Raw genomic sequence first — 26707 nt, 5'->3', positions numbered from 1 at the left:
TCAAGAGGCTGAGAGGAAACCAGTTCCTGCCTCTTGCAATTTCGCAAATCTCAGCGCAAAAGGTAGCCCGGTCAGGTATAAGTATTTATATGCTTGCTCGTTAAGTTCGAGCCGAGGATATCGCTGGGGCTTCTTGCCAAGCGCCAAAGTAAAACGAAAAGACTTCAAGGAATTGCAATGCCACTTCGCTCGACACCTGTATTACCCTTTGACCTTGTGGTATTTGGCGGGACGGGAGATCTGGCCCATCGTAAACTTCTGCCAGCTCTCTATCACCGCGAGGAAGCGGGACAAATTCCCGCAGATGCGCGTATCATTTCTGTCTCCCGTCGCTCCTTAAGCGATGAACAATATATTGACTGGGCGCGGGAATCTTTATTGGGTCACCTTAAATCGATTAAGGAAGAGGTGATGGAGCGTTTTTTAAAACGGTTCCATTATGTTTCTCTAAATGCAGTTGAGGGTACAGGATGGGATGCCTTAGGTGAAGCCTTGTCTGGCCGCGAAGATGTTATCCGCGCCTTTTACCTGTCCGTTTCTCCCGACCTTTTTGGCCCAATTTGCTCAGCCATTGGTAAACATGGGCTCATTACGGAAAAAACGCGGGTTACCATTGAGAAGCCGATTGGAAAAGATGGGAAGTCTGCCAGTGAAGTGAACGAGACAATCGGCTCCGTATTCAAAGAGGAGCAGATTTTCAGGATCGACCATTACCTAGGCAAAGAAACGGTCCAAAACCTTATGGCTTTGCGGTTTGCCAATGTCCTATTCGAGCCGTTGTGGAACTCCAACAACATTGACCATGTCCAAATTACGGTGGCTGAAACTTTGGGAGTTGAGAGCCGCGCCGGTTATTATGATACGGCTGGCGCCCTGCGTGACATGGTTCAAAACCATTTGCTTCAACTTTTATGTCTTGTGGCGATGGAGCCGCCAGAATCGTCTGGAGCAAACAGTGTCCGTGACGAAAAACTCAAAGTGCTGAACTCACTCAAAGCATTGGATGCGCAATCCATTTCCCGCAACATGATAAGAGGGCAATATCGCGCGGGGGCATCGGCTGGCGGCGCTGTCTCAAGTTATCTGGACGAACTGGGGGAAGACCGTTCCCAAACAGAAACCTTTGTTGCGGCAAAGGTGGAGATTGCCAACTGGCGATGGGCAGGCGTGCCATTTTACCTGAGAACAGGAAAGCGCCTTGCAAGCCGTATTTCTGAAATTGTCATCCAGTTCAGGGAAATTCCACATTCCATTTTTAATGCTGATGCGGGCGTTATCAAAGCCAATCAGCTTATTATTCGCCTGCAGCCGGATGAAGGTGTAAAAATGCATGTCATGATCAAGGATCCAGGTTCTGGAGGCATGCGTCTACGTCAGGTTCCACTGGACATGTCCTTTGCTGAGACTTTTGAGGTCCGTAGCCCTGATGCTTATGAGCGTCTGCTCATGGATATGATCCGCGGCGATCAGACCCTGTTTATGCGAAGAGATGAAGTGGAGGCAGCTTGGAAGTGGATTGATCCAATCTTAAAAAACTGGGCGAAGGATCCAGAGCCACCGAAAAGCTATACATCCGGCACATGGGGCCCTTCTGCTTCCATCGCATTGATCGAGCGTGACGGACGCACCTGGCACGAAGAGTAAGCTGGACCTTTAGCGGGGACGATCATAGTATCGTCTCCAAACTTAGTTGATCAGCAAGGCGATCATCACCATTCATTTTCTTTGAACAAAGTACTTTCAAAAGTTTATATGTCTCAAAATATTGAACTTCTCGATACCATATTAATGAAAGCGCCGGTTATTCCGGTTCTTACCCTTACTAATAGCTCTAATGCGGTAAAAGTCGCAAAGGCCTTGGCGAAAGGTGGACTGACTTCAATCGAGATTACACTACGCACAGACTGTGCCCTTGATTGTATTAGGAAAATTTCCAGTGAAGTGCCAGAAGTTACCGTGGGAGCTGGAACTATTCTATCCGCCAGACAATATGAGGCCGCAGTTAACGCTGGAGCTCATTTTGCTGTGTCTCCCGGTTCAACTGAAACACTCTTCAACGCTGCAAAGTCTTTCCAGCAGTGCCCACTACTTCCCGGAGTTTCAACGCCGACAGAAACGATGCAAGCAGCAGAGAAGGGTTATGAGAGGCTCAAATTCTTTCCGGCCTTAGCCTCCGGGGGGCCGTCTCTTTTGAAAGCGCTAGCTGCCCCCTTCCCGTCTCTACGGTTTTGTCCAACAGGTGGAATCACTTTAGCCAATGCGAAAGACTTCCTAGCCCTTTCCAACGTTTTGTGTGTTGGCGGAACGTGGATTTCCGAGACAGGAGCGGTTGATGCCCAAAACTGGCTGAAAATTGAAGCCCATGCCCGAAAGGCTGCGGCGCTCTCCCCTTAAAATTATCGCACAAAACGTGCTTTGATCCGTAAATAATCAAATATATCCAACCCTGTAAAATCTGCTAGGCTCCCCAATGGGAAGAGCCGCCACCACGCACAAGCACTTTACCTTTCTAATAATAATCAGGAGAGTTTGAATGTCCCATCATTCCACCGCACCTTGGAAAACGCTGGAAGAACATGCACGGAACGCTCAGGCGACTGAACTTAAATCCCTATTCGCTGCTGACAGGCACCGCTTCCAAAAGTTCTCACGCTCTCTAGACGACTTGCTGCTCGATTTTTCCAAAACTGCCGTTACCAGCGAAACTCTCTCGCTCCTTCAGGGTTTGGCTGAAGCATGCTCCCTTGAAGAAAAGCGTACCGCCATGTTTGAGGGTGACAAAATCAACACCACGGAGAACCGTGCAGTTTTACATACGGCCTTACGTAATCGCTCCGAAAAAGCCGTGATGATGGACGGCGAAGACGTTATGCCCAAGGTGCGTGAGACACTTGAGCACCTTGGGCAGTTCAGCAATGCGGTTCGCTCCGGCAAAGTTTGTGGAGTAAGCGGAAAGACCTTCACAGATGTCATCAACATCGGCATTGGCGGCTCTGACCTAGGTCCGGCCATGACAACACAGGCGTTAGCCCCCTATCATGATGGCCCCAAAGTCCATTTTGTCTCCAATGTAGACGGTGCTCACATTTCAGATACACTGAAGCACCTTGATCCAGAAACCACCTTGGTGATTGTCGCTAGCAAAACCTTCAGCACAATTGAGACCATGACCAACGCTCAAACAGCTCGCAGCTGGATAGTTGAAGCGCTTGGAGAAAATGCTATCCCGCACCATTTTTGTGCCGTCTCAACTGCACTTGATAGGGTTTCCAAATTTGGGATCAGTCCTGAGCGTGTCTTCGGATTCTGGGATTGGGTCGGAGGCCGTTATTCCATCTGGTCTGCAATTGGCCTGCCACTGATGATTGCCATTGGAGCAGATAGTTTCATGGAATTTCTGGATGGTGCTTTTGTGATGGATGAACATTTCCGCACAGCTCCGATCCAAGATAACCTCCCTGTACTCATGGGGCTGATCGGCGTTTGGAACAGAAGCTTTCTGGGGCTTGGTTCTCGGGCAATTCTCCCCTATGATCAACGGCTCTCCCGCTTCCCGGCCTATCTGCAGCAGCTGGATATGGAATCCAATGGCAAACAGGTCACCAAAGAGGGAAAACCCGTTCAAACGGCCACGGGCCCAGTCGTTTGGGGAGAGCCGGGTACTAACGGACAACATGCCTTTTACCAGCTCATCCACCAAGGCACCTCAGTAATTCCCTGCGAGTTCCTCGTAGGAGCCCAAAGCCATGAACCGGAGCTCCAAAACCACCAGAACCTTCTATTAGCGAACTGCCTTGCTCAGAGTGAAGCCCTTCTCAAGGGACGGAGCCTTAGTGAAGTTGAAGTAAAAATGCGCGAAAGCGGCGCAAGTGAGGAACAGATCTCTAACCTTGCTTTGCAAAAGACCTTTCCGGGTAATCGCCCTTCAACCACACTTATCTATAGAAAACTAGACCCGTTCACACTAGGCCGGATCATTGCCCTTTATGAACACCGCGTGTTTGTGGAAGGCGTGATCTGGAACATTAACTCCTTTGATCAATGGGGCGTGGAACTTGGAAAAGAATTGGCAACCCTGCTTCTGCCTCTCGTAGAAGGTAAAGAAACCACCGCAGATAAGGACAGCTCGACCCTCGGTCTTGTCTCTTATGTGCAAGGCCTGAAGGCCTCCTGATAGTTTCTCCGTTGCTTCTTCTTACCCTGCGCCCTTTAGACACACCTTCTTGATCCGGGAGTTGATTGGCAAAGGGCGGCAGGACAAGGAGAAGCAACTAATGACAAAACTGTTACTGGCAAGCGCAGCCCTTCTACTCATTGCTGGATGCAACACCTCAAGCCAACAGGATAGAACATTGGTAGGTGCAGGCCTTGGCGCAGCAACCGGAGCGGCAATCGGGGCAGCTGCTGGTGGAGATGCAGGTTCAGCTGTTGCAGGTGCTGCCATTGGCGGCGTCGCAGGCGGCGTTATTGGCCATGTAACAACTCCTAAAAACTGCACAGCCTATGACCAATATGGACGCCCCTATGCAGTAGCCTGCCCATAAAGTAACCCGCTTGCAAGCAACTTGTGAGGTTGTCACTTCAAAACTTGCTCAGGTGACATGATATTAATGTCACCCGCAAATATCACCAAAGTTCTGTCCCAGTCTGCAGATAGAAATCTAAAACCATGTGATCTTTGAGTATTCAAAGATATCTCCCCACCAGAATACCCCCCTGACAAGGAGAGACTACAATGTCTGAAGCAACGCAAAACGACTTGGTCAAAAAAGTTGAAGACCTGCCTCCTCTCAAAACAATAGAAATTGAAGCTCCTAAGAAGACTGAGGATGGTTTTAATTTTGAAGTAAATCTTGTGGCTCATAAGGAAAAAGGGACAGGCTTTTTCAAAAGTGCAATCGCAAAGCCTGAAGGGTCCGGATATGGCGCTTTTGAAATCAAGTGTGATGAAGGAACATTGATTGGCGGAACAGACCTCGCGCCGGCTCCTTTGTCTTACCTAGGCTCCGGCGTTGCCTTTTGTTTTCTAAGTCACGTCTATATGTATGAGCAATCCAGAAAGCTGGATATTACATCCGTAAAAGTCGAACAAAAAATGCGCTTTATGCTCGCAAGTAACCTAACAGACTCTCATGATGAAGACGTAGGGCACGGGCGTTGCTATGGAATAGACTTCAATGTGATTGTGGAGTCCCCTGAACCAAAAGAAGAAATTGAGAAGATGATAGAGGTGTGCACCACCGGATGCATTGGCTTGCAAACTGTTATTAATGCAACTCCTCCCAGCTTTAAGCTCATTCATAACCCATAGGAACTCCTGTCCAACACCTGTCAAAAATACTTTGAGCACCCCTCCTGCAATCTTGCGCCTCCTTTGAGGCAACACACCCCATGAAAGGACAGGAAAATGCCACTGGAGCTGGTTAAAAAAGTGGACTCCCTACACCCCTTACTGAGGATGGAGTTAGGTAAGTCAAACCAATCAGAAACAGGATTTGCATTTGATATAAACCTCACTGGGGGAAAGCAGCCCGGCGCTGGATTTTTCAAGTCCGTGAGCGTAATGCCAAATATACTTGGATATGGAGCCTTTGAAGTTTCCAGCGATGAAGGTATTCGTTTCGGTGGAACTGATAAGGCACCCGCTCCTCTTGATTACTTGGCATGTGGCGTAGCATTTTGCTTCCTCAGTCATATTACTTACTATCAGAATATGAAGAAGCTCGACCTGACTTCTGTGAAAGTGGAGCAGAAGCTGCATTTCTCAGTGGCCGAAAACTTGATCAACGAAAAGTGTACATCTACTGAGAAGGGAAAGTGCGAGCGCATTGACCTTTATGTCATTGTAGAGTCTCCAGAACCTGCAGAAGAAATCGTCAAAATGATCGAGACATGTAAAGCTGCATGTTTGGCCCTCCAAGCCATTATGGAGCCTGTGCCCGCACACGTGGAACTCGTTCACAATCCATAAGTTTGAGTAGGGAAGCGCAAATCACTAGCAAAGATACAAACGGCACTAATCCTTGACGCAATTTTCCAGCCCGACATCACGCGGAGCAAAAGGTTTGCATTCCCCTGACACAAGCCGCCGAATACGCTGAGCCCGCTCATCCAGCATTCCATTCCGATTTTGCAGGGAAAAGGAGGAGGGAGAGGAGATCACCGCAACCAATTTGTAAAACTCTTCTTGAGCAAGAGATTTTGGCACCTTTCCATAAAAGACCAATGTAGCGCGATGAAATCCATGCACCTCTCCCACTGGCCCCTCTCCCATTGAAACTGTCCCGAGGAAAAGCGTCAGTATCTCTTTCTTGGACAAAACTGTTTCCAGACCTAGTGCATATCCGGTGTGATAAATTCTGGCTAATCCTGCATCCAATGAAAGCACGTGTAGGTGTTTGGCAACCCTTTGGGTGATCGTCGACATACCACCTGCCAAACTCACGGGGTTAACACCTGCATGGGTAAAATAGTCGGGATCAATCACCTCAACAAGAGAGTGTAGCTGCTGAGGTATTAGGCTTTCAGCGCCATGCCCTTGTTCCTGCCACTGCTTGGCGAGCTGTACCCATTGGGGCGCTTGTCGCCGGGCTTCAAACCATCCTGTGGCTCCATATGCAAATGCACCCACAAGCAACATGACCATGACACTCACCAAACCTAGCGCCAACCACTTCAATCCATCCTCCCCTGCCAATAACAGTCACAAGCAACGAGCCTAGGCTTTTAAACTAGCTGCAGTGTCCATACAGGAAGTAAACATCCCTAGGCTTTCAAAGAACTCTACAAGTACATGCCTGTTTTTTCGGTATTTTAGATTTTCGCGACAACTCATTTAGAAACTGCGCGGTTTTAAGGCTGTACTTTGCTCTGATCCCCAAAGAAAAGTGTGTGTCAATCTGTCTCAAAATCACTATCTACGTTGCAAATATATTCACCTACTTACCTTCGCGAGTGAATGAAAGGTTATCCTATGTTATTGCAATATATAAAATAATAGGCATAGCTGATACACCGTGACTGCATACCACTCTTATGAGACCTCCCCTTCCCTAGAGCTACAGCGAGTATTGTATGTAAATATTCTTATAGATGCATCGAAGATCACTCGATATACCGCTCCGGCACGCTGCAAATAACTCTAAGTTAAGTTGAGTTTTCGGGAGAAGTATCAGTGACAATTGAAAGTAGTGTCCTAGTGGATAACACGAGGATTAAAGAGAACAATTTTAATAAACAAGATTTATCGTGGTCTCTTTCAATGTTTGGTACGGCAGTTGGAGCTGGCATTTTGTTTTTGCCAATCCGAGCCGGTCTAGAGGGTTTTTGGCCACTTGTTCTGATTGCGGCCTTGGTTGGCCCAATGACGTATTTTTCCCACAGAGCGCTTTCCCGCTTCGTATTGTCCTCCTCCAAAGAAGGAGCCGACATTACTGATGTGGTTGAAGAGCATTTCGGCAAAGCCGCTGGCCTGCTTATTACATTCTTCTATTTCTTTGCGATCTACCCGATCGTTCTGATCTACGGAAATGCTATTACCAATACAATTGACAGCTTCCTTGTGAACCAGTTGGGAATGGTCCCGCTTCCACGCTGGCTGCTCTCAGGAGTTCTTGTGGCCATGATGATGAGTGTCATGGTTTTTGGTCGCCGCTTCATGCTGACAGTAACGGAGCTGATGGTCTATCCGCTCGTTCTCATCTTGTTCGGCATGTCTTTATACATGATTCCGAGCTGGTCTTTTGCAGCGATGAGCCTTGATAGGATCCCCCCAATGGGTGATTTGCTCATGTTGGTGTTCCTGACTATCCCGATGCTTGTATTTTCTTTCAATCACAGCCCAGCTGTCTCTTCTATGGCGCTTGCCCAACGCGAGTCCTATGGAGAAGGAGCAGCCGACAAATCTGATGCAATTTTGAAACGCGCATCCGTTATGCTGCTTGGCTTTGTGATGTTGTTCGTCTTCAGCTGTGTTCTTGCGCTCACCCCTGAACAGCTGATGGAAGCGAAAGCGCAGAACCTCCCTATCCTTAGCTATTTGGCAAACCAGTTTGAATCGCCTCTTATTTCGGTTCTGGGTCCGATTGTGGCGTTTCTGGCAATTTTCTCATCCTTCTTTGGGCATTACCTCGGTGCAAAAGAGGGGCTTGCTGGCATTGTTAAGAAAACTTCTCCTGCAGTGGTTTCCAACATGGGAGAGAAAAAGTTCAACATCCTCCTCATTGCCTTCTTCTTCTTCTCAGTTTGGGGCATCGCTATATTGAACCCTTCAGTCCTGGGGATGATTGAATCTCTCGGAGCCCCTTTCATTGCAGCCATCCTATTCTTGATGCCTATCTATGCAATCAAGAAAGTCCCCTCAATGAAAAAGTATGATGGGGCTCTTTCCAACATCTTCATTGCTGTCATGGGAATTGTGGCCATCAGCTCCATCGTCCACGGCCTGCTCTAAAGTTCAGGTCCACAAGCCTTCTGCATAAAGCCTCGCATCTGCGGGGCTTTTTCACCTCTTCGTAAGGCAAGAATTACTGCTGGTGCCCTTACGCCCGTCTCCCTCCACATTATCTCAGGTGTAGGCTTGAAAAATTGAACTTATTTTCTAAGTAAAGAAGTAGTCAAACTTACACTACTCATAGGCTACAGCAAACTTACATCTGCAATTAGTGTTTTACCTTTCAAGAAAATAGTCTATCAATATTTAATAACGAAATCTGGTTTATTTCACTTAGAGGAGAGGTGGGAAGAACTATGAACAAACAAACAGCTTATAAAGACGAGGCACAATCCGTCTCCAGTTTTTCCCTAGAGCCAATTTTTCAACGGCAGAGAAGTGAATTTTCACGCGCGCCCTACGCAAGCTTTGAAGAGCGCAAGGAACGCTTGCAAAAGCTCCGCAAAGTGATGCTCAAAAACAAGGGTGCCCTTATCAAAGCACTCGATGAGGATTTTGGCGGAAGATCCGCAATAGAGACGCAGGTCGCCGAATTTGTTCCTGTACTGGAAACATTTAACTACACACTGAAAAAGCTGCGCAAGTGGATGGCTCCCAGTAAAAGGCATGTAAGCCTTATTCTGCAGCCTGCCTCAGCCAAGGTCATGTACCAGCCTTTGGGTGTTGTTGGTATTGTGGTTCCATTCAATTACCCGCTCATGCTGTCATTGAGCCCTCTGATTACAGCGCTTGCCGCAGGCAATCATGTAATGCTGAAGATGTCCGAGTTCACTCCGGCCACCTCTGCATTATTTGCTGATATGATAGCCAAGGAATTTCCGCCTGAACTCATCACAGTGGTTCAAGGCGGGCCAGAGATAGCCTCTGAGTTTTCCAAGCTGCCTTTTGATCACCTAGTCTTCACGGGCTCTACTCCTGTTGGCCGACATGTCATGCGGGCAGCAGCTGATAACCTAACACCGGTCACACTTGAGCTCGGGGGAAAGTCTCCCACTATTATTGATAGTGATGCGGACCTGAAGCTGGCGGCTGAAAGGATTTGCTTCTCAAAAACAATGAATGCAGGCCAAACCTGTATTTCTCCCGATTATGTTCTGGTCACCAATGACCGGAGGGATGCGTTCATTCAGGAATACAAAAGCGCATTTCAGTCTATGTATCCGACTATTGAGAATAATGAGAACTATACGGCAATCATTAATGAGCGTCACCATACCCGAATTACAAGCCTGATTGACGACGCCCACGCAAAAGGGGCGAACATTATCCGTGCTGATGACGGGAAGTTTGCAGGGGATGGGACCCGCCGCATAGCACCTCATTTGATTGTGGATGCAACGGATGACATGGAAGTGATGCAAGAAGAGATTTTTGGCCCTCTTCTACCGATTATAGGCGTAGATTCGCTTGATGAAGCAATCCAATTTGTAAAGGATCGCCCTCGCCCGCTTTCTCTCTATTACTTCGGGCTGGACAAACAAAAGCAGCAACAGGTTCTGGAGCAAACCCACTCTGGCGGCGTCTCCATCAACGAGTGCCTCCTTCACATTGCCGTTGATGACATGCCTTTTGGAGGAATTGGTCCTTCTGGAATGGGGCATTATCACGGACCGGAAGGCTTCCTTACCTTTTCAAAAGCAAAGTCCGTCCTGACCAAAGGCCGCTTCAACTCAGCAAGGTTGATGCAACCGCCCTACACAGGCTGGCTCAAGCAATCCATCTTGAAATACCTGCGCATCACCTAACGCAGGTATAGGTCCGATAAAAAGCTCAGACACGAAAAATGGTACAACAAACTGGCCAGACTCGTGTTTGAGCTATATATTTAAAAAAGACTACCAATACCTACGCTGCATCCGTAAAACCCATAAAACATAGCCTTTACCAATTTCCTCTATACTGGCCACTTAACCAACGTTGCATCTGGAAGTTCCGACTTTCCAAAATCAAGCGGGTGTAGTGCTGGCCAGCCAATGAAGTTGGAGGGACGTATCAATGGATGCGGCTATTCGCCATGAACTTGCAGCAGAGCATCTTCCTGTTTTTATCAGCGCCCCGCAGCAGGGCGATTGGCTGTTCACAACAAGCATTATCTTCCTCATCGTTATCCTCCTTCTTTTAGGGGTTTTCTATTTTTCACTTCACTCTTTGCCCGAACGAATGGCCCACAAACATGGCGAAAGGCAAATGCAGCTTGTAGCTGTGATGGCCCTAACAGCTCTATTCACGCATAATAATTACCTCTGGATTGCAGCACTACTTCTTGCAGCTATCCGTCTTCCCGATTTTGAAACGCCTCTTAGAGTGATAGCCCGCACTCTTTCCAAGTTGACGCGCAATGGTGGAGAAAAATAGATGCTTGAGCTCCTCGCTTGCTCCCTTTTTACCGTTCTGCCCGACTACCTCATCAGACGTTTCTGGCAAGGCAGGCGACTTGGCCGGGAGATAACCGTTTTCACAGTGTGGTATGAATTACGATGGGGCATAACAGCGTGTATGCTTCTAACGATAGCCCTCATTACGCTGGTCTTCTTTTATCATCCGTCAACAAGCAACGTGACGTCCTATTTTCGTACCATCACGATCCTTCCCGAAACCAGTGGGCGTGTCGATAAAGTCTATGTAGAAAATCATGATGAAGTGAAAGCAGGAGAGCTCCTCTTTTCTCTGGACGCCACCGAAGAGGCTGCAAAGGTAAATAGTGCAAAAAGGAAAATTGATGAAATTGATGCACAATTAAAGTTGGCACAGGCGAGGTTGAAGAATGCAGAAGCCGTTATCGTTCAGGCACAAAGTTCTCTTGACCAGTCAAACAACGAGCTGGAAAGAACATTGGAGTTGCAAAGTAGAAACTCCAATGTGGTTACAGAAAGAGAAATTGATACCAGACGCAACCAAGCCTCTTCAAGGCAGGGGCAACTGGATGCAGCGCTTGCTGATAAGGAGGCTATTCTGACCGAGATTGAGGCCACCTTGCCCGCTGAAAAGGCCAGTGCTCAAGCCGCTCTTGGTGAGGCTGAGGCCGAATACGCCAAGAAATTTATTTATGCAGGTGTGGATGGCACAATCAGTCAGTTTGTCTTACACCCCGGAGACATTGTCAGCCCCATCCTGCGCGCAGCTGGTATCTTAATTCCAAAGGGCTCTGGTAAAAGCCGGTTTCAAGCTGGATTTCAACAAATCACAGCGCCAGTTCTCAAAGTTGGCATGATTTCTGAAATTACCTGTGCATCCAAACCCTTCGTAATTATTCCGATGGTCATTACGGATATCCAAGAGGTCATAGCTTCAGGACAATTTAGACCAACAGATCAGCTAGTTGACACTCAGGACATACAAAAGGCCGGTACTTTTCTAGCCGTATTGGAGCCTCTTTATCAGGGGCAAACACTGGATATTCCTCCCGGAAGTAAATGTGTCGCCAATGCCTATACCAATAACCATGAGCTGCTTGCCTCCGGAACCGTCGGCTTCTGGGGAACACTCTACTATCACATGGTGGATACAGTCGGCCTCCTTCACGCATTCATACTGCGATTGCAAGCCCTTCTTTTTCCTGTCAAAATACTTGTATTTTCAGGGCACTAGGGTCCAGACTCATAACCAGTAACAGATGGCCGCGACTAGACTGAGCGCGGAAAGAAAATTTCTTTGCGCTTCGATCATATCTGTTTGCGATCCTGCTGAAATCCTTGATCCTACAAAACATCCGTTCAATGGCATTGCGATCCTTGTAAAGGGTTGGTGAAACGCAGTTTTTCCATTTTAGATTGGCTTTTGGCGGGATGTTGGGTACAGCGCCTTGTTCTTCGATTTGCGTGCGTAAAGCATCACTGTCATAAGCTTTGTCAGCGTGTAGCATACGGCACTCGGGCAGTTTTTCCAGCAACAGCTTTGCCGCAGAGCAGTCAGCCACTTGGCCGCCTGTCAGTAGAAACATGAGGGGACGGCATGCTGCATCCGTTAAAGCATGGATCTTTGTTGTCCGACCATCGCGTGAGCGGCCTATGGCCTGACTTTTCTCCCCCCCTTACCGCCTGAAGAACAGCGGTGTGCTTTCACTGCTGTACTATCGATCATCACATGGGCGGGAGGTCCGTCTGCCGCTGCTCAAGTCGTAAACAGTGTTTCCTACTCGCCCTTCTCAGCCTAACGAACAAACCTGTTATAGAGCGTCTTTCTGGCGCCATAAATTTCAAGAGCATCAACCCAACGACATCCGGATTTGAGAACATGAAAAATACCACTGATAACGCGGCGGTCATCCACCCGAGCTTTGACCCGTGTGTTGGTAGGAAGGTACGGTTTTATTTGATCAAACTGGTCTTGTGAAAGCCGAAATGGGAACACGACATTATTCTCTCCTATTGGAGAGCTTGAATCATAACTTAGTTTAAATGACAAATACTTTGATGGGTCTGAAGCCTAGTGTGTTCGATAAGATTCAGCACAAAGGAACCACGTCCCATGTACTTCCGTTTGACTAACGTATACAAAAACCTGCGTTCTTGCATCGAGAGCATCCCCGGCGTTTTAAGAATAACGTTAGGAAACTCTTCATCAAAATACGCAACCTCTCGATGGACGGCTACGCCGACCTTTTTGTACTCAATCTATTGTATACATTCGTCCCTCAAACTGCCTATTTTAACTAAAAATACCTAATTGTTTAAGGATATTAGGGACTTCGTAAACACCCAGATTTTGATACTATGGTTAAGAAAGGAGGCTTCATTTAGCTTCTGTCAAATAAGCCCTGAATGTCAATCTCGACACATTTCCATGAAAAAATATCCAGTTATATTTAGGGAAAACTAGCAGAACTGCCCCTATCTACATCCCCCTTGGTTTCCATCGTAAATTCGTGTGTTGGTCCGGTCCAAAACTTAGTATCTTTTTGATTTCGAAAAGGCCTGCTCCCTCGGCAACAAACCCGGATTGTAGCAGAGCAAACCCGAGGGAAAGATGGGGTATGATCGTACGTAATTGAGTTACTGCCAGTAGCCCTACTTGTCGGTGCAACTGTCACTTTAAGCGACGCATATGTGATATGCTCATTGGTAGGCACGGGGAAACATTTGTGACATGTTCAGTTCAAAGAAATTCTGAGACTATTTAAAGGTGACCGGTTTCGTCAATTTTTGCACTTGTTTTGTTCCTGAATTTTAATCCCAGAATAGACTTAGGATAACTTGAAAAAAAATAACAAAAACAAGGAAATAAGTGGCGGAGAGACAGGGATTCGAACCCTGGAGACGCTTCCACGCCCGCCGGTTTTCAAGACCGGTGCATTCAACCACTCTGCCATCTCTCCGCAAAAGTGATGGCGTCTTTTTGGTGGAATGAGGGGGTAAAGTCAAGCGCTTCTCTTTTAAATCTCCAGATGAAAACTAGGTTTCCACAAATACTCATTATTTTTGATAATTGGAGTAAGCTAAGTATCTATGTTTTTTGAGGTTCTGAAGCAAATGAGGTGACTTTTTCGACGGGCATGCTCCACCAGCAAACTCCATCTAATGATGGGGGATTACTATCCCTTCAATTTATTTCTATTCAGAACAAATATTTTTCCCACTTTCACAACGCACAAATTATTGCATTCGTGTCCCCCAAGAAGCTAGCAAGCCTCTGTATGAGGATTACGCTTCCCCACACTCGGAGAAATTGTCACTGGCATACGTCCAAATTGCAGCAACTACAATCATCAGCACCACAGCAAATTAATCTTAGGTTAAACATTTACATTACCGCACATAATACCTAGTGACTTTTTTATAATAATTACTCTCATATATACATACAAACTCAAAAACTATACTAATTAAGCAACATCACCCCTTGCTTAAATACTTATCTAAGCAATGCGGTGCTTAATGGGAATGCTGAAAACATACTCTCTTATCGGGATAAGAGTTCAAGCACCGGACCCATAGACCTCAACGACCAACAACTAGCTAGCCCATAATGTGACCAACTGTGTCCAAAAGAACTAGGTCAAGCTGGAGATAAGATATAGTGAGCAAACCTTCAGTTAAGCGGAAATCTAGGCGTCAACGGCGTGACCAGACCGACACTCAAGCCCCTCCTCAGACCACCAAAGGCACCACGCTCGAAGCCGATCACAAAGGCGACATGGAAACTCCAGCTCCGATAAACTCTAATGTTTCCGTTGTGCAACTTCAACCAACTCAGCCAAGCGTACCAGTTGAGAGCACTGGGCCACTCACTAGAGCCTCTCAATTTGCGGCTCTTCGCCCCCAACAAAAGCGCAGACTACTACTCGCTCTTTCATTCCTCGTATTTGTCTTGATTCCTGGTCTTTTGTCAGCGGGGTATTTTTTAGTTCTTGCAAGTGACCGGTATTCCTCGACAGTTGGCTTTGCTGTGCGGGGTATGGATGGTAGTGCTGGTGGGGGAGATTTTCTGGGGGCTCTCACTGGACTAACAAATATCGGAACAACAACAACAGATTCTTACATATTGCTAAACTACCTAACCAGCAGAGAGGTGGTTGAACGGCTTATTCACGACATTTCAATCACGGAAAAATTCAGCAGGCCAGAGATTGATTTCTTATATAGGGTAAACCCCGACGAAACCATTGAAAAACTGGTCGACTACTGGAGCTGGATGGTCTCCACGTCCTACGATAACACATCAAGCATAATCGAAGTGGAAGTTCAGGCATTTAATCCTAAAGACGCGAAGAATATCGCAGAGCTCATCCTCCAATACAGCTCCAATCTGGTAAATAAGCTCTCAAAGGATGCCCGCAAAGATGCGGTTCAATTCGCAAAGGAAGAACTGTCCCGCGCTGAACTGCGCCTAAGAATTATTCGTGAGCGTATGCTGAAATTCCGAGTTACGAAGAATTCGTTGGACCCCACCAGAAATGCCGAAGTTCAAATGAACCTTGTCGCGGAACTGGAAAGAGAACTCATTTCATTAAGGTCCCGCATATCTACCCTGCGCGGGACTATTGATGAAAACTCCCCAAGCATGCGTCAATTACGCCGGCAGGAGGCCGCCCTGCTTGAGCAAATAACTTTAAAGAGAACAAGTTTACCAGAGGAAACCGAGAGCACTCGGGGACTATTTTTAAATGAAAGCTCTGACGATTCCAAAAAACTTCCAAACCTTCTTGCCAACTATGAAGAGCTCATAATTGAACAGCAGTTCGCACAAGGAGCCTATACAGCAGCACTATCAGGTCTTGAACAATCTCGTATTGAAGCCGACAGACAACAAAGATATCTAGCCGTGTTTCAAGCTCCAAGCCCCGCTCAAGAAGCAGAGTACCCTAGAAGAGTCGTGAACACCCTCCTGATCTTTATAACCTTGCTAGCTGTTTGGACCCTCGGCGTGCTCATTGTCTATTCCATTCGAGACCATCTGAGGTAACAGGGCCAATATATGACTGAACTTTTAACAATACAGTTTCGCGTTATAGGTGCCCTTGTTCTAAGGGAGGCCCGCTCATCATTTGGCAATACAAAGCTAGGGTACCTTTGGACTATACTCAGCCCAGCATTTGGGGTCTTTCTTCTCGTTATGATATTTTCAGCGGTTGGACGTTCACCTTCTATCGGAACCAGCTTCGCACTGTTCTTTGCCACTGGCATAATGCCTTTTCAAGCCTTCGTGAAAATCAATTCGAACCTTATGACAGCCATCAAGTCCAGTAGGGGGCTTTTGACTTACCCAATGGTTAAGGAAACTGATATCGTCTTTTCCAAGTACTTGTTTTATTACCTGACTTTCGTTTTAGTCATGTTGATGTTTTTCAACATGCTGATTGCAGTAGATATGGCATTTCCTCCCCAAAGACTCGAAACCGTTCTCATGGCCTTCACATCCGTCACTCTCCTTGCGTTAGGGGCAGGGATGACAAATGCCGTAATTTTCAAACTCTGGTCTTCATGGCAGCCTATTGAAGCCATCCTTAGCAGGCCACTCTTTTTCATTTCAGGCATTTTGTATATACCCAGCGAATTTCCCAGTAATATCGTCTACTTTCTTTCCTGGAATCCTATTCTCCATGGAATTGAGTGGTTTCGTGAAGGTTACTACGGTTACTATACTAGTTCAGTTCTGGACAAATCTTACCTTCTTGGCGTTGCTCTAACTCTTCTTCTAATCGGCTTTACTGGTGAACGTGTCTACAGGAAAGTACCAATCAGATGATCAGGCTGAGAAACATAAGTAAGGCCTTTCGATTACAGGGGGTACGAAAAGTAATATTAGATAATGTATCTATGGATTTCCCAGTAGGTAGTAATGTTGGAATCTTGGGCCATAACGGGGCAGGAAAGTCCACATTCATGAAAATGCTTGCAGGTGCGATCTTACCTGATGCTGGCTACATACAACGGGAATCTACAGTCTCCTGGCCTCTTGGATTCGGGGGGGGGTTTTCTGGAACGATGACTGGAGTAGAAAATATTCGCTTTGTCTCAAGAATATACGGTCAAGATACGGAATACATGATTAAATTTGTCAGCGAGTTCTCGGAGCTTGGTGAGTCACTCCACCTCCCAATTAATACCTATTCGAGCGGGATGAAGGCACGACTGTCTTTCGGTGTAAGCATGGCAATCGATTTTGACTACTACTTGATCGATGAGGTCACCGCAGTTGGCGACAAACGTTTCAAAAGAAAGTGTGACGAAGTTTTCAAAAACAAACTCGCGCACTCAAATATCATCATGGTCTCTCACTCGGAGAGGACAATTAAGAAATATTGCGATCAAGCCTGCGTTCTGCACGACGGGGATATTTTTTTGTTTGAGAGTGTTAAGCAAGCGCTGGAGCTTCATAACGAATTACAGTCTGTAAACCCCTTCGCGAAGAAGAGTACCAGGCAGTAACAAAGTAAACAAGACCCCCTAAAGATAACGGCACCACGTGTCATCTAAGTCAAATCTACCAACTTCGTTGATGGGAGAGTTTCTCGTCAAATGATGATTATAACAACACTCAGATTCGAAATACCTGCCTCCCTTTATCTAAGAACTCGCATTCACTTTTCAAAAGAACGCTCAAAGACACGCTCTGCTAAACCAATGTTAATCAAGCAGAGCATGTTTACCAAGCCAACCAATATTGCAGGGCTATTATCGCTCTCGCATAGAAAGAGCAATCTGGTCCCTCAGTGGTTTTACGATGTAGGATATAACACTACGTCGCTGTGTTTGCGCAAAGGTGTCAACGGGCATGCCTGGGACAAGTTTTTTGTTCCCCAGCTTCGCAAGTTCACTTTCAGGGATAGCAAAACGTCCAGTGTAATAAGATATACCAGTCGTTTCATCCTTTGTTAGATCGGGAGAAATTGTAACCAATTGCCCCTTTAGCTCGGGCGTCGTCTTTTGATCAAAACTTGTCAGGCGCATTGTGGCCTGTTGCCCGATGGATAACTGATCCCGGTCAACAGGGCGAATTTGTACTTCAGCCACAAGTTTGTCTTCATTAGGTACAATAAGCATAAGGGTGTCGCCCGGTGCGATAACCCCTCCTATTGTATGGACAGCCATTCGATGGACTGTTCCGGTGCGCGGTGCGCGGATCTGAACTCGCGCCAATTCATCTTTAGCTGTCACCATCTGCTCTTCCAGCTTCACAATTTCCGAGCGAGTTTGCTGAAGGAGTTCAAGGACGCTGGCGAGAAAATCATCATGCAGCTGAAGTTTTTGGAGCTTGCGTTCGGAAATAGATTGGCGAGCTTTTGCAATGGAGGCAATCAGCTCCCCGCGCTTTCCTTGCAGCTCACTTTGATCACGCTTCAGTTCCGTAACACGTGTTTTACGAACAAGCTTCTTGGAATATAGGTCCTTCAATTCCTGAAGCTCGTCATCCACGATATCCAGTTCAGACTGAACTGCACTATGTTGCGCTTCCAAACCAATTATCTGCTGCTCGAACTGGCGAACCTGCTCGTCCAGCTGCTTTTTCTGCCCACCCAAACTTTTACGGCGAGCAGACATAAGTTGCAACTCCCCTTGCAAAACTGCGTCCATCTCCTGTTCAGGAAGCTCAATCATGGAAGCAAGTGTGAAGTCCGGGTGCTCCGCAGTATCCCGTTCGGCGATGAGGCGTGCATGCAGAGCATTCTGTTCCGCTAGCTGCTGATTAAGAATTGCGATATTTGCTTGAGTGACCGTGGAATCCAGACGCGCTACCACGTCGCCAGCTTCAACGCTATCACCGTCTTTGACCATGATTTCAGAAAGGATCCCCCCTTCCTGATGCTGAACCTGCTTTGAGTTTGTCTCCACCACAATGTTGCCTTGCGCGACAACGGCCCCGTTTATTTCTGTGAAGACTGCCCAACCGCCTATCCCCAAAAGAAGGGCAGCAGCAGTCAAGGCGCCAAACTGAAAATGCTTGCGAATGCTACCGTTAATTTTATGTTCTGGTTTTACTTGATTATTCATTACGCAATCTCACGACGAGGGACTGGGGAGAGGACTTGTTTCATGACTTCATCTTTGTCACCAAAGGCAGCCTGCTTCCCGTCTTTCATGCAAAGCACTTTGTCAACTGATGACAAAGCACTTGGACGGTGAGCGATGATAACAGTGATACAACCTTGTTGTCTTAAAGAGCGAATAGCATTTGCAAGCGAAACCTCACCAGTATTATCGAGGTTGGAATTAGGCTCATCAAGAACCACAAGGAAAGGCTTCTTGTAGACTGCACGCGCAAGAGCTATGCGTTGCTTCTGTCCCCCAGACAAAGCATATCCTCCCGCTCCGATAACGGTATTATACCCCTCCGGAAGAGAAACAATAAAGTCATGCAAGTCTGCGGTTCGAGCTGCTTCGATAATATCATCCGAGGATGCCTCAGCTTCAAAACGAGAGATATTTTCAGCAACAGTGCCGTCAAAAAGTTGAATTTCCTGAGGCAAGTACCCAATAAAACGGCCAACTTGTCCCTCATTCCATTGATCAAGCTCGGCATCATCCAAGCGAACTGAGCCACGGAACGATGGCAACAAACCAACCAAAGATCTGGCAAGTGTAGACTTACCGCTTCCTGATGGCCCGATAACGCCAAGACCATCGCCAGCTTTCAAATCGAAGTTAATCCCTTGCAGGTAAGGTGTCTTTGACCCAACAGGTCCAGCAAACAGTCCCTCTACACGAAGCGACCTTGCCGGCAAAGGCAGTTCCATGACTTCCTTTTCTTCCAGAGCTGGAACGACTTCCTTAAGCCTTGCAAAGGATTGACGTGCTCCAAGAAATCCACGCCATTGTCCAACTGCCTGTTCAACTGGAGAAAGCGCACGCGACGTCAAAATAGATGCGGCGATCATGACACCTGGTGAAATTTCCTGCTGGATGGCAAGCCATGCACCAATTCCGAGGATGCCAGATTGCAGAAGAAAACGGATTGTTTTGATGGAGGTCGAAAACAAGCCAGACCAATCCGCAGCTCCACGCTGTGTGTTTAGGTAGCGCTCATTTTCTGCTGACCAACGCTGCGTTAAGGCTGGCATAATGCCCATTGCCTTTACAGCTTCCACATTGTGGCGACTTGTTTCCACTAAAGCTGTGCGGCGTGCAGTTGCACCAGCTGCTTGCCTCGTTGGTGCTCTTGTCAGCATTTCTGACAGGCCAATAAGCAAACAGATAATGATTGCACCACCTAAGGCAACAAAACCCAAAATACTGTGAAATAGGAAGACGATACCCAAGTAGATAGGCATCCAGGGAAGATCGAAAATTGCGGAAGGCCCTGGACCGGAAAGGAATTGTCTTACCCTGTCCAAATCCTGAACCGGACGAATAGAGCGTCCTTTTTCACCACCGCGCAGAGGTAAAAACGTGGAGGTTCGAAAAATATCTCCTGAAAGAGATGCATCCAGCTTTTGCCCCAGCCTTAATAAGATACGTCCCCGCAGCCCCTCCAGGAGGCCATAGAACATATAAAGTGTGGCGGCCAGAGTAGATATAACAACCAAGGTAGGAACGGAACCACTTGCCAAAACCCGGTCATAGACCTGAAGCATGAACAAAGGACCTGTTAACATTAATAAATTTATAATAAAACTTAAGTAACCAACACCCCAAAAGCTTGAAGTTAAGGACTTAAATGCGACGCTAACCTGCGAGCTATTTTCTGCTGATCGTGTTGTCAAGATTTTTCTCTATATTTATTGTATTTTTCTTCTCTAACTTTACCTTTCGAAAATGTAACCTAAAAAAAAAGGGGAGGCAAGCAACCTCCCCTTTTTATGATTAAGCAATTGGGCTAATACCACCCAAATCCAACCCGATTACAAGCGGATCATGGTCTGATGCACCATAAGGTCCATCATCGTAAAACCCTGCATCGGTGAAGCCACTGTCGTAACTCAACAGGTCAGGCTCGTCAGCATTTATGTGCCATTCAGTTACGCCAGTTACCTGATCAGCAAGACTGTCGGAGGCAAGTGCCTGATCCAAAGACCCTTGCTGGCCATCGAATACGAAGCTGTAAGCCTCATCCGAACCAACAAACTCGTCAATGATATCAACCATACCGGCATCATCTCTCAATGCATCCAACGGATCTTCCTGCGCATAAGAATTGAAGTCACCAATAACAAGGAAATCTTCATCAAGTCCGGCACCTGCATAGTCAGTCTCTATCCATGAACCAAGCTCAGAAGCTGCGTCCGTACGCACTTGGTTCCAGAAGCCCTGACCATCGTTTTGATCGAAGTTCGGATCAGCAAGAAGAGCTTCCAGATCAGCTGTTACCTGCGCAACATCTTCCGCTGGAATAGTACCCGCGTCCAGCTGGCTCTGGATATCCTCAGCCAGACTATCCAGACCGCTTGGCCCCTTTGATTTGTAGTGATTTACGCCAAGCGTAAAGACTTCACCGTTGTTATCTTCAAAGGTCGCCACTGTCGTTGGACGGTTGCGATCGTGATCACTCACATAATCCCTGCTGGCATACTCCTGTAACCGCTCAGCGATCGCATAGGTTTCAGCTGCACTTGGCTCTTCATAAACCAGAACATCAGAAGTAACGAGGGAGAGCTCGCTCTCTTTATAGATGATACCAGTGGTAATGACGTCGGTACCAACAGGAGCACCATCCGATGGGTTTACATAAGTGTACAACTCATCCGTACGGCCTTGCTCAATCAATTCCGCATTCAAAGCATCAACAAGGCTTTGAATCGCACTGTCATCACCAAATCCGTTGTTTTCAACTTCCTGCACGCCAAAAACATCCGCATCAATTGCAAGCATTGCATTGACAAGCTTTGCAGTCTGACGCTCCAGATCCGCTTCACTGCTTGCACCACGTTCTCCCAAAGAGGTGAAGTAGTTCAGAACGTTAAAACTGGATACTGTCAGGTTTCCACCTGTATCTTCTGGGGCATCAGTACGAGCGCCGGAATTAGTGCTCTCATCAATGGAAATCTGGTCATCTACATAGACCCGATATTCACCATAGGAGTAGGACATAACGCCTTCTACCGGAGCATCCAGCTCTGCGCCAAGGCGCAGTGTCGCCCCTTGAGAGAAGTCATCACCTGCATCCAGATAACCGTTACCGTTATCTCCCTGCTCTTCACTGACAGGAACGAAAGTGAACTCATCAGGGTTCTGGGTGCTATTTGCATCATCAATGATGATACGGTTGTTCTGGTTCTGCTCGATAAGCTCGGCAACTTCCTCAGCCTGATCTTGAGCATCATAGATCTGGGTCGGCATGGTTTGTGTACCAGCTGATACAGTAATTTCTCCATAACGGTCGAAGGAGAAGTTCTCGATAACTGTCAGCGCTTCACCATTATTGGTATCAAGGCTGATACGCATGCCCTCATACTTCTCTAGCGTTTCTGAGTTGGCAAATGGCAGAGTGACTTGTGCTTGAGACGGCAAGTTATTTCCGGAGCTCAATACAGTGAGGTTGGTGATGTTTGAAAGCTGGGTCTGGCCAAAGTTTTCACCGACAGTTCCTCCCAGTTCCACATGATCTCCAACAGCAATAGTTGGTGCAGAACCCGTGTAGACAAACACACCTTCAGATGTCTGGTCATTTCCATCTGAATCGCTGTCTTCTTCTTGCAAGAAGAAGCCATCTTCCGCCACATAAGTAACAATTGCACTCACGTTAACAGCTGCGCCAACCATTGGGCTCTCATCACCGCTCCCCTGAATTTCAGAGATTGCCGTGATGGAATAATCATCATTGATGACTGTTGTTGTCGCAGAACCGGAAGAAATAGTGCCACCGACAGGGTTAGTAAGCGAGACTGTCAGACCTTCATCAAATTCCGTGACGATGTCGCCCGACAGTTCCAGTGAAATGGTTTGAGAAGTTTCACCCGCTTCGAAGGACACAGAGCCAGTTGGCAGCACGCCGCCGAAGTCTTCTGCGTCCACATCCCCTTCAACGTAGAACTCAACGGAACCTGCTTCAGAAGCATCACCACTGCGCATAACTGTGAACTCAACAGTAGTTGTACCGCTATCACCTTCTCGAATGGTTGCTTCATTTGCAGCCACTGAGAACGTTGGCTCAACAGGTCCAGTGTCACCTGTACGATCGCCTTCAAGCTGCAAGTTTTGGAAGGCAAATGCTTCTGAACCACCATCAGCTGTAGACTGGAATGAAACTGTCAGTTCCGATCCTGTTCCTGCGATATCCGCCAGCAATGTTTGCAACTCGTTGCTTAAAGTAACGCCGCTTCCTGTTTCAACCAAAGGATCGTCAAGCGATACCCGCGTTCCCCCCGCAAGGGTGTATGTCTGGCTTTCATCTTCAGAAGCCTCAAACGCAAACAGCTCTTGAGAAGCTCCGCCATCAATGGAGTAGGTAAAGACAAAGCTGTCATCGGCTTCGAAATCACCCATTGCACCAGCGTCCAAAGACAGAGCAATGTTGCTGTATCCGGAAATATCGAAGGTCCAGCTGGCAGTTACCGGGCCGGAGTTATCGCCATTGATTGTGTCAACTGCACCGAAGAAACTATCCGTATTCGTGCCAGCGTCAATAATGCCAGCAGTATCACTTGGATAAGTAGAAGAGCTTTCATCGACCAATGAAAACGGAACATCGTCCCCAACCTGCATGATACCGAATGCATCTCCTCCACTGGAGAAATCAGGCGCATCATTGGTGTAGCTCACGAGATTTCGGCTTTCCGAATTCAGCAGATCATAGGCAAATACCTCACGCTGGATTGGTTCACCTTCAATTTTCAGGTTCTGCAGAGCCAGAGCTTCGGAGCCACCATCAGCTTGCGCTTCCACAATGATTGTCAGCTCCGAGCCGACACCTTCAATGTCACCAAGCAGGGTCTGCAATTCATTTGAAAGGACTGTGCCTGTTGATGTTTCCACCAGAGGGTCGTTGAGAGTGACTTCAGAGCCGTTCGCAAGCGTATAGGTCTGGCTTCCACTCTCATCAGCAGAGAATGTAAACAGAACCTGCTCTTCACCACCATCTAGCGAATAACGAACTTCAAAAGAATCCGTCGCCTCAAAATCGCCCATTGCACCAGCATCAAGAGCGACACTCAAATTCATGTAGCCGGAGACATCGAAGGTCCATGATGCTTGAACAGGCTCTGAGTTATCAGCGTTTTGAGTGTCGACAATACCGAAGAATTCATCGGCATTTGTTCCAGCATCAATTATGCCTGCAGTATCACTGGTATTGGAGGAATTACTCTCATCAAGCAGCGCGAAAGGAATGCTATCGCCTACCTTCATTTTAGCAAATGCATCACCGGCCGATCCAAAGTCTGGCGCAGTATTCGAATAATTCAGCAAACCTTCACTGGAGGAACCAACCATATCGTAGGCGATTGTTTCGCGAACAACGTCGGCCACAGTTACAGTAATCGATTGCACATCTGTTGCGCCATTGCTGTCTGTCACGGTAATATCCAGACTATAAGTATTATCGCCATCACTATCAGCCGGTGCTTCAAAATCTGCCGGAGTGATAAAAGAAAGTTCGCCTGTTTCGGCATTAATCTGGAAGAGGGCGCTATCTTCCCCACCCGAAATTGAGTAGGTCAGCGCATCACCATCAATATCAATGGCAGACGCCGTTGCAATGCTTGTCTCACCTTCATTTACTTCTACGGAGGTTGGAAGAGACAAAACCGGAGCGTCATTTGTGCCCGTCACAACAACAGTAACGGTTGCCTCGGTTTCACTTCCCTGCCCGTCTGTCACAAGGTAGGTAAATGTATCTTCGAAGGTTTCACCTGCGGCCAAATGATCAAACACGCTTCCAGCATCGTAAGAAATGCTCTCACCATTCAAGGAGACTGTGGCACCTGCTGCGCTGTTTGAGACGCTGGTGATTGTGAGTTCATCCCCATCAAGCTCCAGATCATTTGCCAGTAGCTCGGACGCGGTGAGGGACAAACCGCTATCTTCATCAATCGCAACAGTATCTTCCGTTGCAATCACTTCATTGTTTGTACCATCTAGATACAAAGTGTAATCATCACCCTCAAAATACAGGGATTCAACGTTTGTCAGGGTATCAATCTGGCTCGCATCAAGCGCTGCAACAGATGTGAAGCGTGCAAAGCCAAATCTAAAGCTTGCTACGCTGTAGTCCCGAACAGACCCGGAATACCATGCAGTATCAAAGCCGAAACCACCGTCAATGATGTCGTTCCCATCTCCTCCAGAGATTGTATCGTCACCAAAACCAGCAAAGACCGTGTCATCGCCGGCACCTGCCTCTATCCAGTCATTACCTAGACTGGAGAGAATTTTGTCTGCACCGTCTGTACCTTGCAGTGCATCATCCCCCCAAGTGCCGAAAATATAGTTCTTTGAGAACCAGCCATTCTTACGGAAGTGGTAGGTCATATTACGGAACCCCTGCAACTAATGCTCTAAATATCCCCCACCCGGGATACCTAGAATTTTAAGCTTTATTTAACCAGTAAAAATACGATCAGCTTAAATAAGCCTTCGTATAGCAAAGCACACTACTCATCTATTACTATAAATTAACAGCAATATTACACTTTATTAACCATATATTATGGGGTGAAAATGCCGATGATTTAGCTAAGTTATTGAAATAAAATTCATTAAGGTAAAAATTTTTCAATCACAACCAAAACTCAAAAGCGGTGTTTTTTACCCACCTTTTCAATCTATTGTGATAATTGTAATTTTTTACGTATCTATGATTGTAGTGAATATTAATACTTTCGTATCAAAGTGCAGAATCACACTTACGCAAGTAGAAAGGGAATGAATACAATCTTCCTTTCCAGAAAGAGATTCATTCCCTTTTCCAAGCCTCAACAGCCCTAAGTAGGCTAGACTACAAAGTAGGTTTTAATTACTACGTCCTCCAAATCGGATTAGACCAAGCCCGTTTCCCAGCTCTGTCAACAATTGTAATACGCAGCCAATCTGAACTCTTAAAATACTCCAATGGAAGCGAGGTCTTTGTTATGGCTTCTCCGTGGATAGCTGTAGCTTTAATGCCCCTGCCCTGCACAAGAACAGAAGATACGGCACTACACTCAACTTCAACTAGATCCCTGTTCCAACGAATGCTATGCAACTCTGGTCCCTGCGAAGAATAATAGTGACCGGCTTTCAGCGCTGCCAACAAAGCCTCCGGGCTATTTTCTGAGGCCTTGACCATAACCCAGCCACCAAAATGATCTGGCCCTTTGAAGTGGGCATCATCAGTTGCACACAGCGTCAGCTTTTTCCCCTCATCCAAAAGGTGTTCAAGCGTATGAAACCCAAACCCGCGATCCGCACCTGTAAAACAGTCGTGGTTGTAGGCCTCCACTGCATGAGCCGCTTTTAAACTACGTGCATCATTCATGGTCAGGCCAGACCATTCCGGATGGGCTAAAACGACAAAGGCTCCCGCATCCCGCGCTCGTTGAGCGATATCCGACCCGTTTTCCTGATCAGGTACGGGGTAAAAGTCTGGGGAGTTAGGGGGAGCAAAATCCTCAGGCAAACCAACTGCCAATATGTGCCAGAGAGACCCATTTTCCATTGCCCCAGAGTGCAATTCCGCACCTAAAATAGTTGTAAACCCCTCCCGTCTAAAAGGGCGTGTATCAACAATTGGGTAGTCATAGCAGCCCACAAAGTGATCCGTTACAGCAATAAAGTCATAGCCTTCTGCATGATAGCGCCGGCAAACTTCTTCTGGTGTCAGTGTACCATCCGACCTGTTTGAGTGCGTATGCAGGTTTCCACGGTAAAACCGTCCCTCTTTCTCAAAAGTTCCTTCCGTTTTCAT

At 47.0% G+C, this 26707-nt stretch carries 18 protein-coding genes, 1 tRNA gene and 1 pseudogene; 13 read left to right on the top strand and 7 right to left on the bottom strand.

All coding sequences use genetic code 11. The features are described 5' to 3' along the window. Window positions 1-177: 177 nt before the first annotated feature. The 6 genes from zwf to P6574_RS04430 all read left to right on the top strand — a co-directional run bounded on the left by zwf (window position 178) and on the right by P6574_RS04430 (window position 5971). Window positions 178-1644: a glucose-6-phosphate dehydrogenase gene (gene zwf, locus P6574_RS04455; protein ID WP_310619182.1), complete on the top strand. Its 1467-nt coding sequence runs from the start codon at window positions 178-180 to the stop codon at window positions 1642-1644. 108 nt (window positions 1645-1752) lie between these two features. Further along, window positions 1753-2394: a bifunctional 4-hydroxy-2-oxoglutarate aldolase/2-dehydro-3-deoxy-phosphogluconate aldolase gene (eda, locus tag P6574_RS04450; RefSeq protein WP_310619181.1), complete on the top strand. Its 642-nt coding sequence runs from the start codon at window positions 1753-1755 to the stop codon at window positions 2392-2394. Window positions 2395-2533: 139 nt separating this feature from the next. Then, the gene (pgi, locus tag P6574_RS04445) at window positions 2534-4174 is read left to right on the top strand and encodes a glucose-6-phosphate isomerase (RefSeq protein ID WP_310619180.1); all 1641 of its coding nucleotides are present in this window, start codon (window positions 2534-2536) and stop codon (window positions 4172-4174) included. A 100-nt stretch (window positions 4175-4274) separates the two neighbouring features. After that, complete coding sequence (locus P6574_RS04440) at window positions 4275-4544, top strand: glycine zipper domain-containing protein (RefSeq protein WP_310619179.1); 270 nt, start codon at window positions 4275-4277, stop codon at window positions 4542-4544. A gap of 191 nt (window positions 4545-4735) precedes the next feature. Further along, window positions 4736-5311 carry an OsmC family protein gene (locus P6574_RS04435; RefSeq protein ID WP_310619178.1) on the top strand — a complete coding sequence of 192 codons (576 nt, stop codon included), beginning with the start codon at window positions 4736-4738 and terminating at the stop codon, window positions 5309-5311. A 96-nt stretch (window positions 5312-5407) separates the two neighbouring features. Next, the gene (locus P6574_RS04430; protein WP_310619177.1) at window positions 5408-5971 is read left to right on the top strand and encodes an OsmC family protein; all 564 of its coding nucleotides are present in this window, start codon (window positions 5408-5410) and stop codon (window positions 5969-5971) included. A gap of 45 nt (window positions 5972-6016) precedes the next feature. Here P6574_RS04430 and P6574_RS04425 read toward each other — a convergent pair whose 3' ends face one another. Beyond that, window positions 6017-6679, bottom strand: coding sequence for a transglycosylase domain-containing protein (locus P6574_RS04425; RefSeq protein WP_310619176.1), 663 nt, complete (start codon window positions 6677-6679; stop codon window positions 6017-6019). Between the two features lie 495 nt (window positions 6680-7174). On the opposite strand from P6574_RS04425, the gene P6574_RS04420 reads away from it, so the two are divergent. The 4 genes from P6574_RS04420 to P6574_RS04405 all read left to right on the top strand — a co-directional run bounded on the left by P6574_RS04420 (window position 7175) and on the right by P6574_RS04405 (window position 12040). Then, window positions 7175-8452 carry an aromatic amino acid transport family protein gene (locus P6574_RS04420; RefSeq protein ID WP_310619175.1) on the top strand — a complete coding sequence of 426 codons (1278 nt, stop codon included), beginning with the start codon at window positions 7175-7177 and terminating at the stop codon, window positions 8450-8452. 296 nt (window positions 8453-8748) lie between these two features. Then, window positions 8749-10197, top strand: coding sequence for a coniferyl aldehyde dehydrogenase (locus P6574_RS04415; protein WP_310619174.1), 1449 nt, complete (start codon window positions 8749-8751; stop codon window positions 10195-10197). Window positions 10198-10447: 250 nt separating this feature from the next. Further along, window positions 10448-10807, top strand: coding sequence for a hypothetical protein (locus P6574_RS04410; RefSeq protein WP_310619173.1), 360 nt, complete (start codon window positions 10448-10450; stop codon window positions 10805-10807). Next, the gene (locus P6574_RS04405; protein WP_310619172.1) at window positions 10808-12040 is read left to right on the top strand and encodes an HlyD family secretion protein; all 1233 of its coding nucleotides are present in this window, start codon (window positions 10808-10810) and stop codon (window positions 12038-12040) included. A 9-nt stretch (window positions 12041-12049) separates the two neighbouring features. Here P6574_RS04405 and P6574_RS04400 read toward each other — a convergent pair. Further along, window positions 12050-12802 (bottom strand): annotated as a pseudogene (locus P6574_RS04400) (IS5 family transposase). 874 nt (window positions 12803-13676) lie between these two features. Next, a tRNA-Ser gene (locus tag P6574_RS04395) sits at window positions 13677-13766 on the bottom strand. Between the two features lie 701 nt (window positions 13767-14467). Between P6574_RS04395 and P6574_RS04390 the strand changes: the two genes are divergently transcribed. The 3 genes from P6574_RS04390 to P6574_RS04380 are packed head-to-tail and all read left to right on the top strand — an operon-like array spanning window position 14468 to window position 17319. After that, on the top strand, window positions 14468-15853 hold the full coding sequence (locus P6574_RS04390; protein ID WP_310619171.1) for a lipopolysaccharide biosynthesis protein: 1386 nt from the start codon (window positions 14468-14470) through the stop codon (window positions 15851-15853). 12 nt (window positions 15854-15865) lie between these two features. Then, window positions 15866-16636 (top strand): ABC transporter permease, encoded by a 771-nt coding sequence (locus P6574_RS04385; RefSeq protein WP_310619170.1) that lies wholly within the window; start codon window positions 15866-15868, stop codon window positions 16634-16636. After that, on the top strand, window positions 16633-17319 hold the full coding sequence (locus P6574_RS04380) for an ABC transporter ATP-binding protein (protein ID WP_310619169.1): 687 nt from the start codon (window positions 16633-16635) through the stop codon (window positions 17317-17319). Before P6574_RS04385 ends, P6574_RS04380 begins: the two co-directional genes overlap by 4 nt. A gap of 246 nt (window positions 17320-17565) precedes the next feature. On the opposite strand, the gene P6574_RS04375 is transcribed toward P6574_RS04380, so the two are convergent. The 4 genes from P6574_RS04375 to P6574_RS04360 all read right to left on the bottom strand — a co-directional run bounded on the left by P6574_RS04375 (window position 17566) and on the right by P6574_RS04360 (window position 26707). Further along, a complete protein-coding gene (locus P6574_RS04375) occupies window positions 17566-18882 on the bottom strand; it encodes an HlyD family type I secretion periplasmic adaptor subunit (RefSeq protein WP_310619168.1) in 1317 nt (438 codons plus the stop codon). After that, the gene (locus P6574_RS04370) at window positions 18882-20591 is read right to left on the bottom strand and encodes a type I secretion system permease/ATPase (protein WP_310619167.1); all 1710 of its coding nucleotides are present in this window, start codon (window positions 20589-20591) and stop codon (window positions 18882-18884) included. The genes P6574_RS04375 and P6574_RS04370 overlap by 1 nt, the downstream gene beginning before the upstream one ends. A gap of 100 nt (window positions 20592-20691) precedes the next feature. Next, complete coding sequence (locus P6574_RS04365) at window positions 20692-25293, bottom strand: ExeM/NucH family extracellular endonuclease (protein ID WP_310619166.1); 4602 nt, start codon at window positions 25291-25293, stop codon at window positions 20692-20694. A 487-nt stretch (window positions 25294-25780) separates the two neighbouring features. Then, window positions 25781-26707, bottom strand: a complete 927-nt coding sequence (locus P6574_RS04360) for a CehA/McbA family metallohydrolase (RefSeq protein WP_310619165.1) — start codon at window positions 26705-26707, stop codon at window positions 25781-25783.

Origin of the sequence: Pseudovibrio sp. M1P-2-3, assembly GCF_031501865.1 — a bacterium.
GTDB lineage: Bacteria > Pseudomonadota > Alphaproteobacteria > Rhizobiales > Stappiaceae > Pseudovibrio > Pseudovibrio corallicola.
Note: the sequence above shows the minus strand (reverse complement) of the source record. Positions and strands in the feature narration are given on the sequence as shown.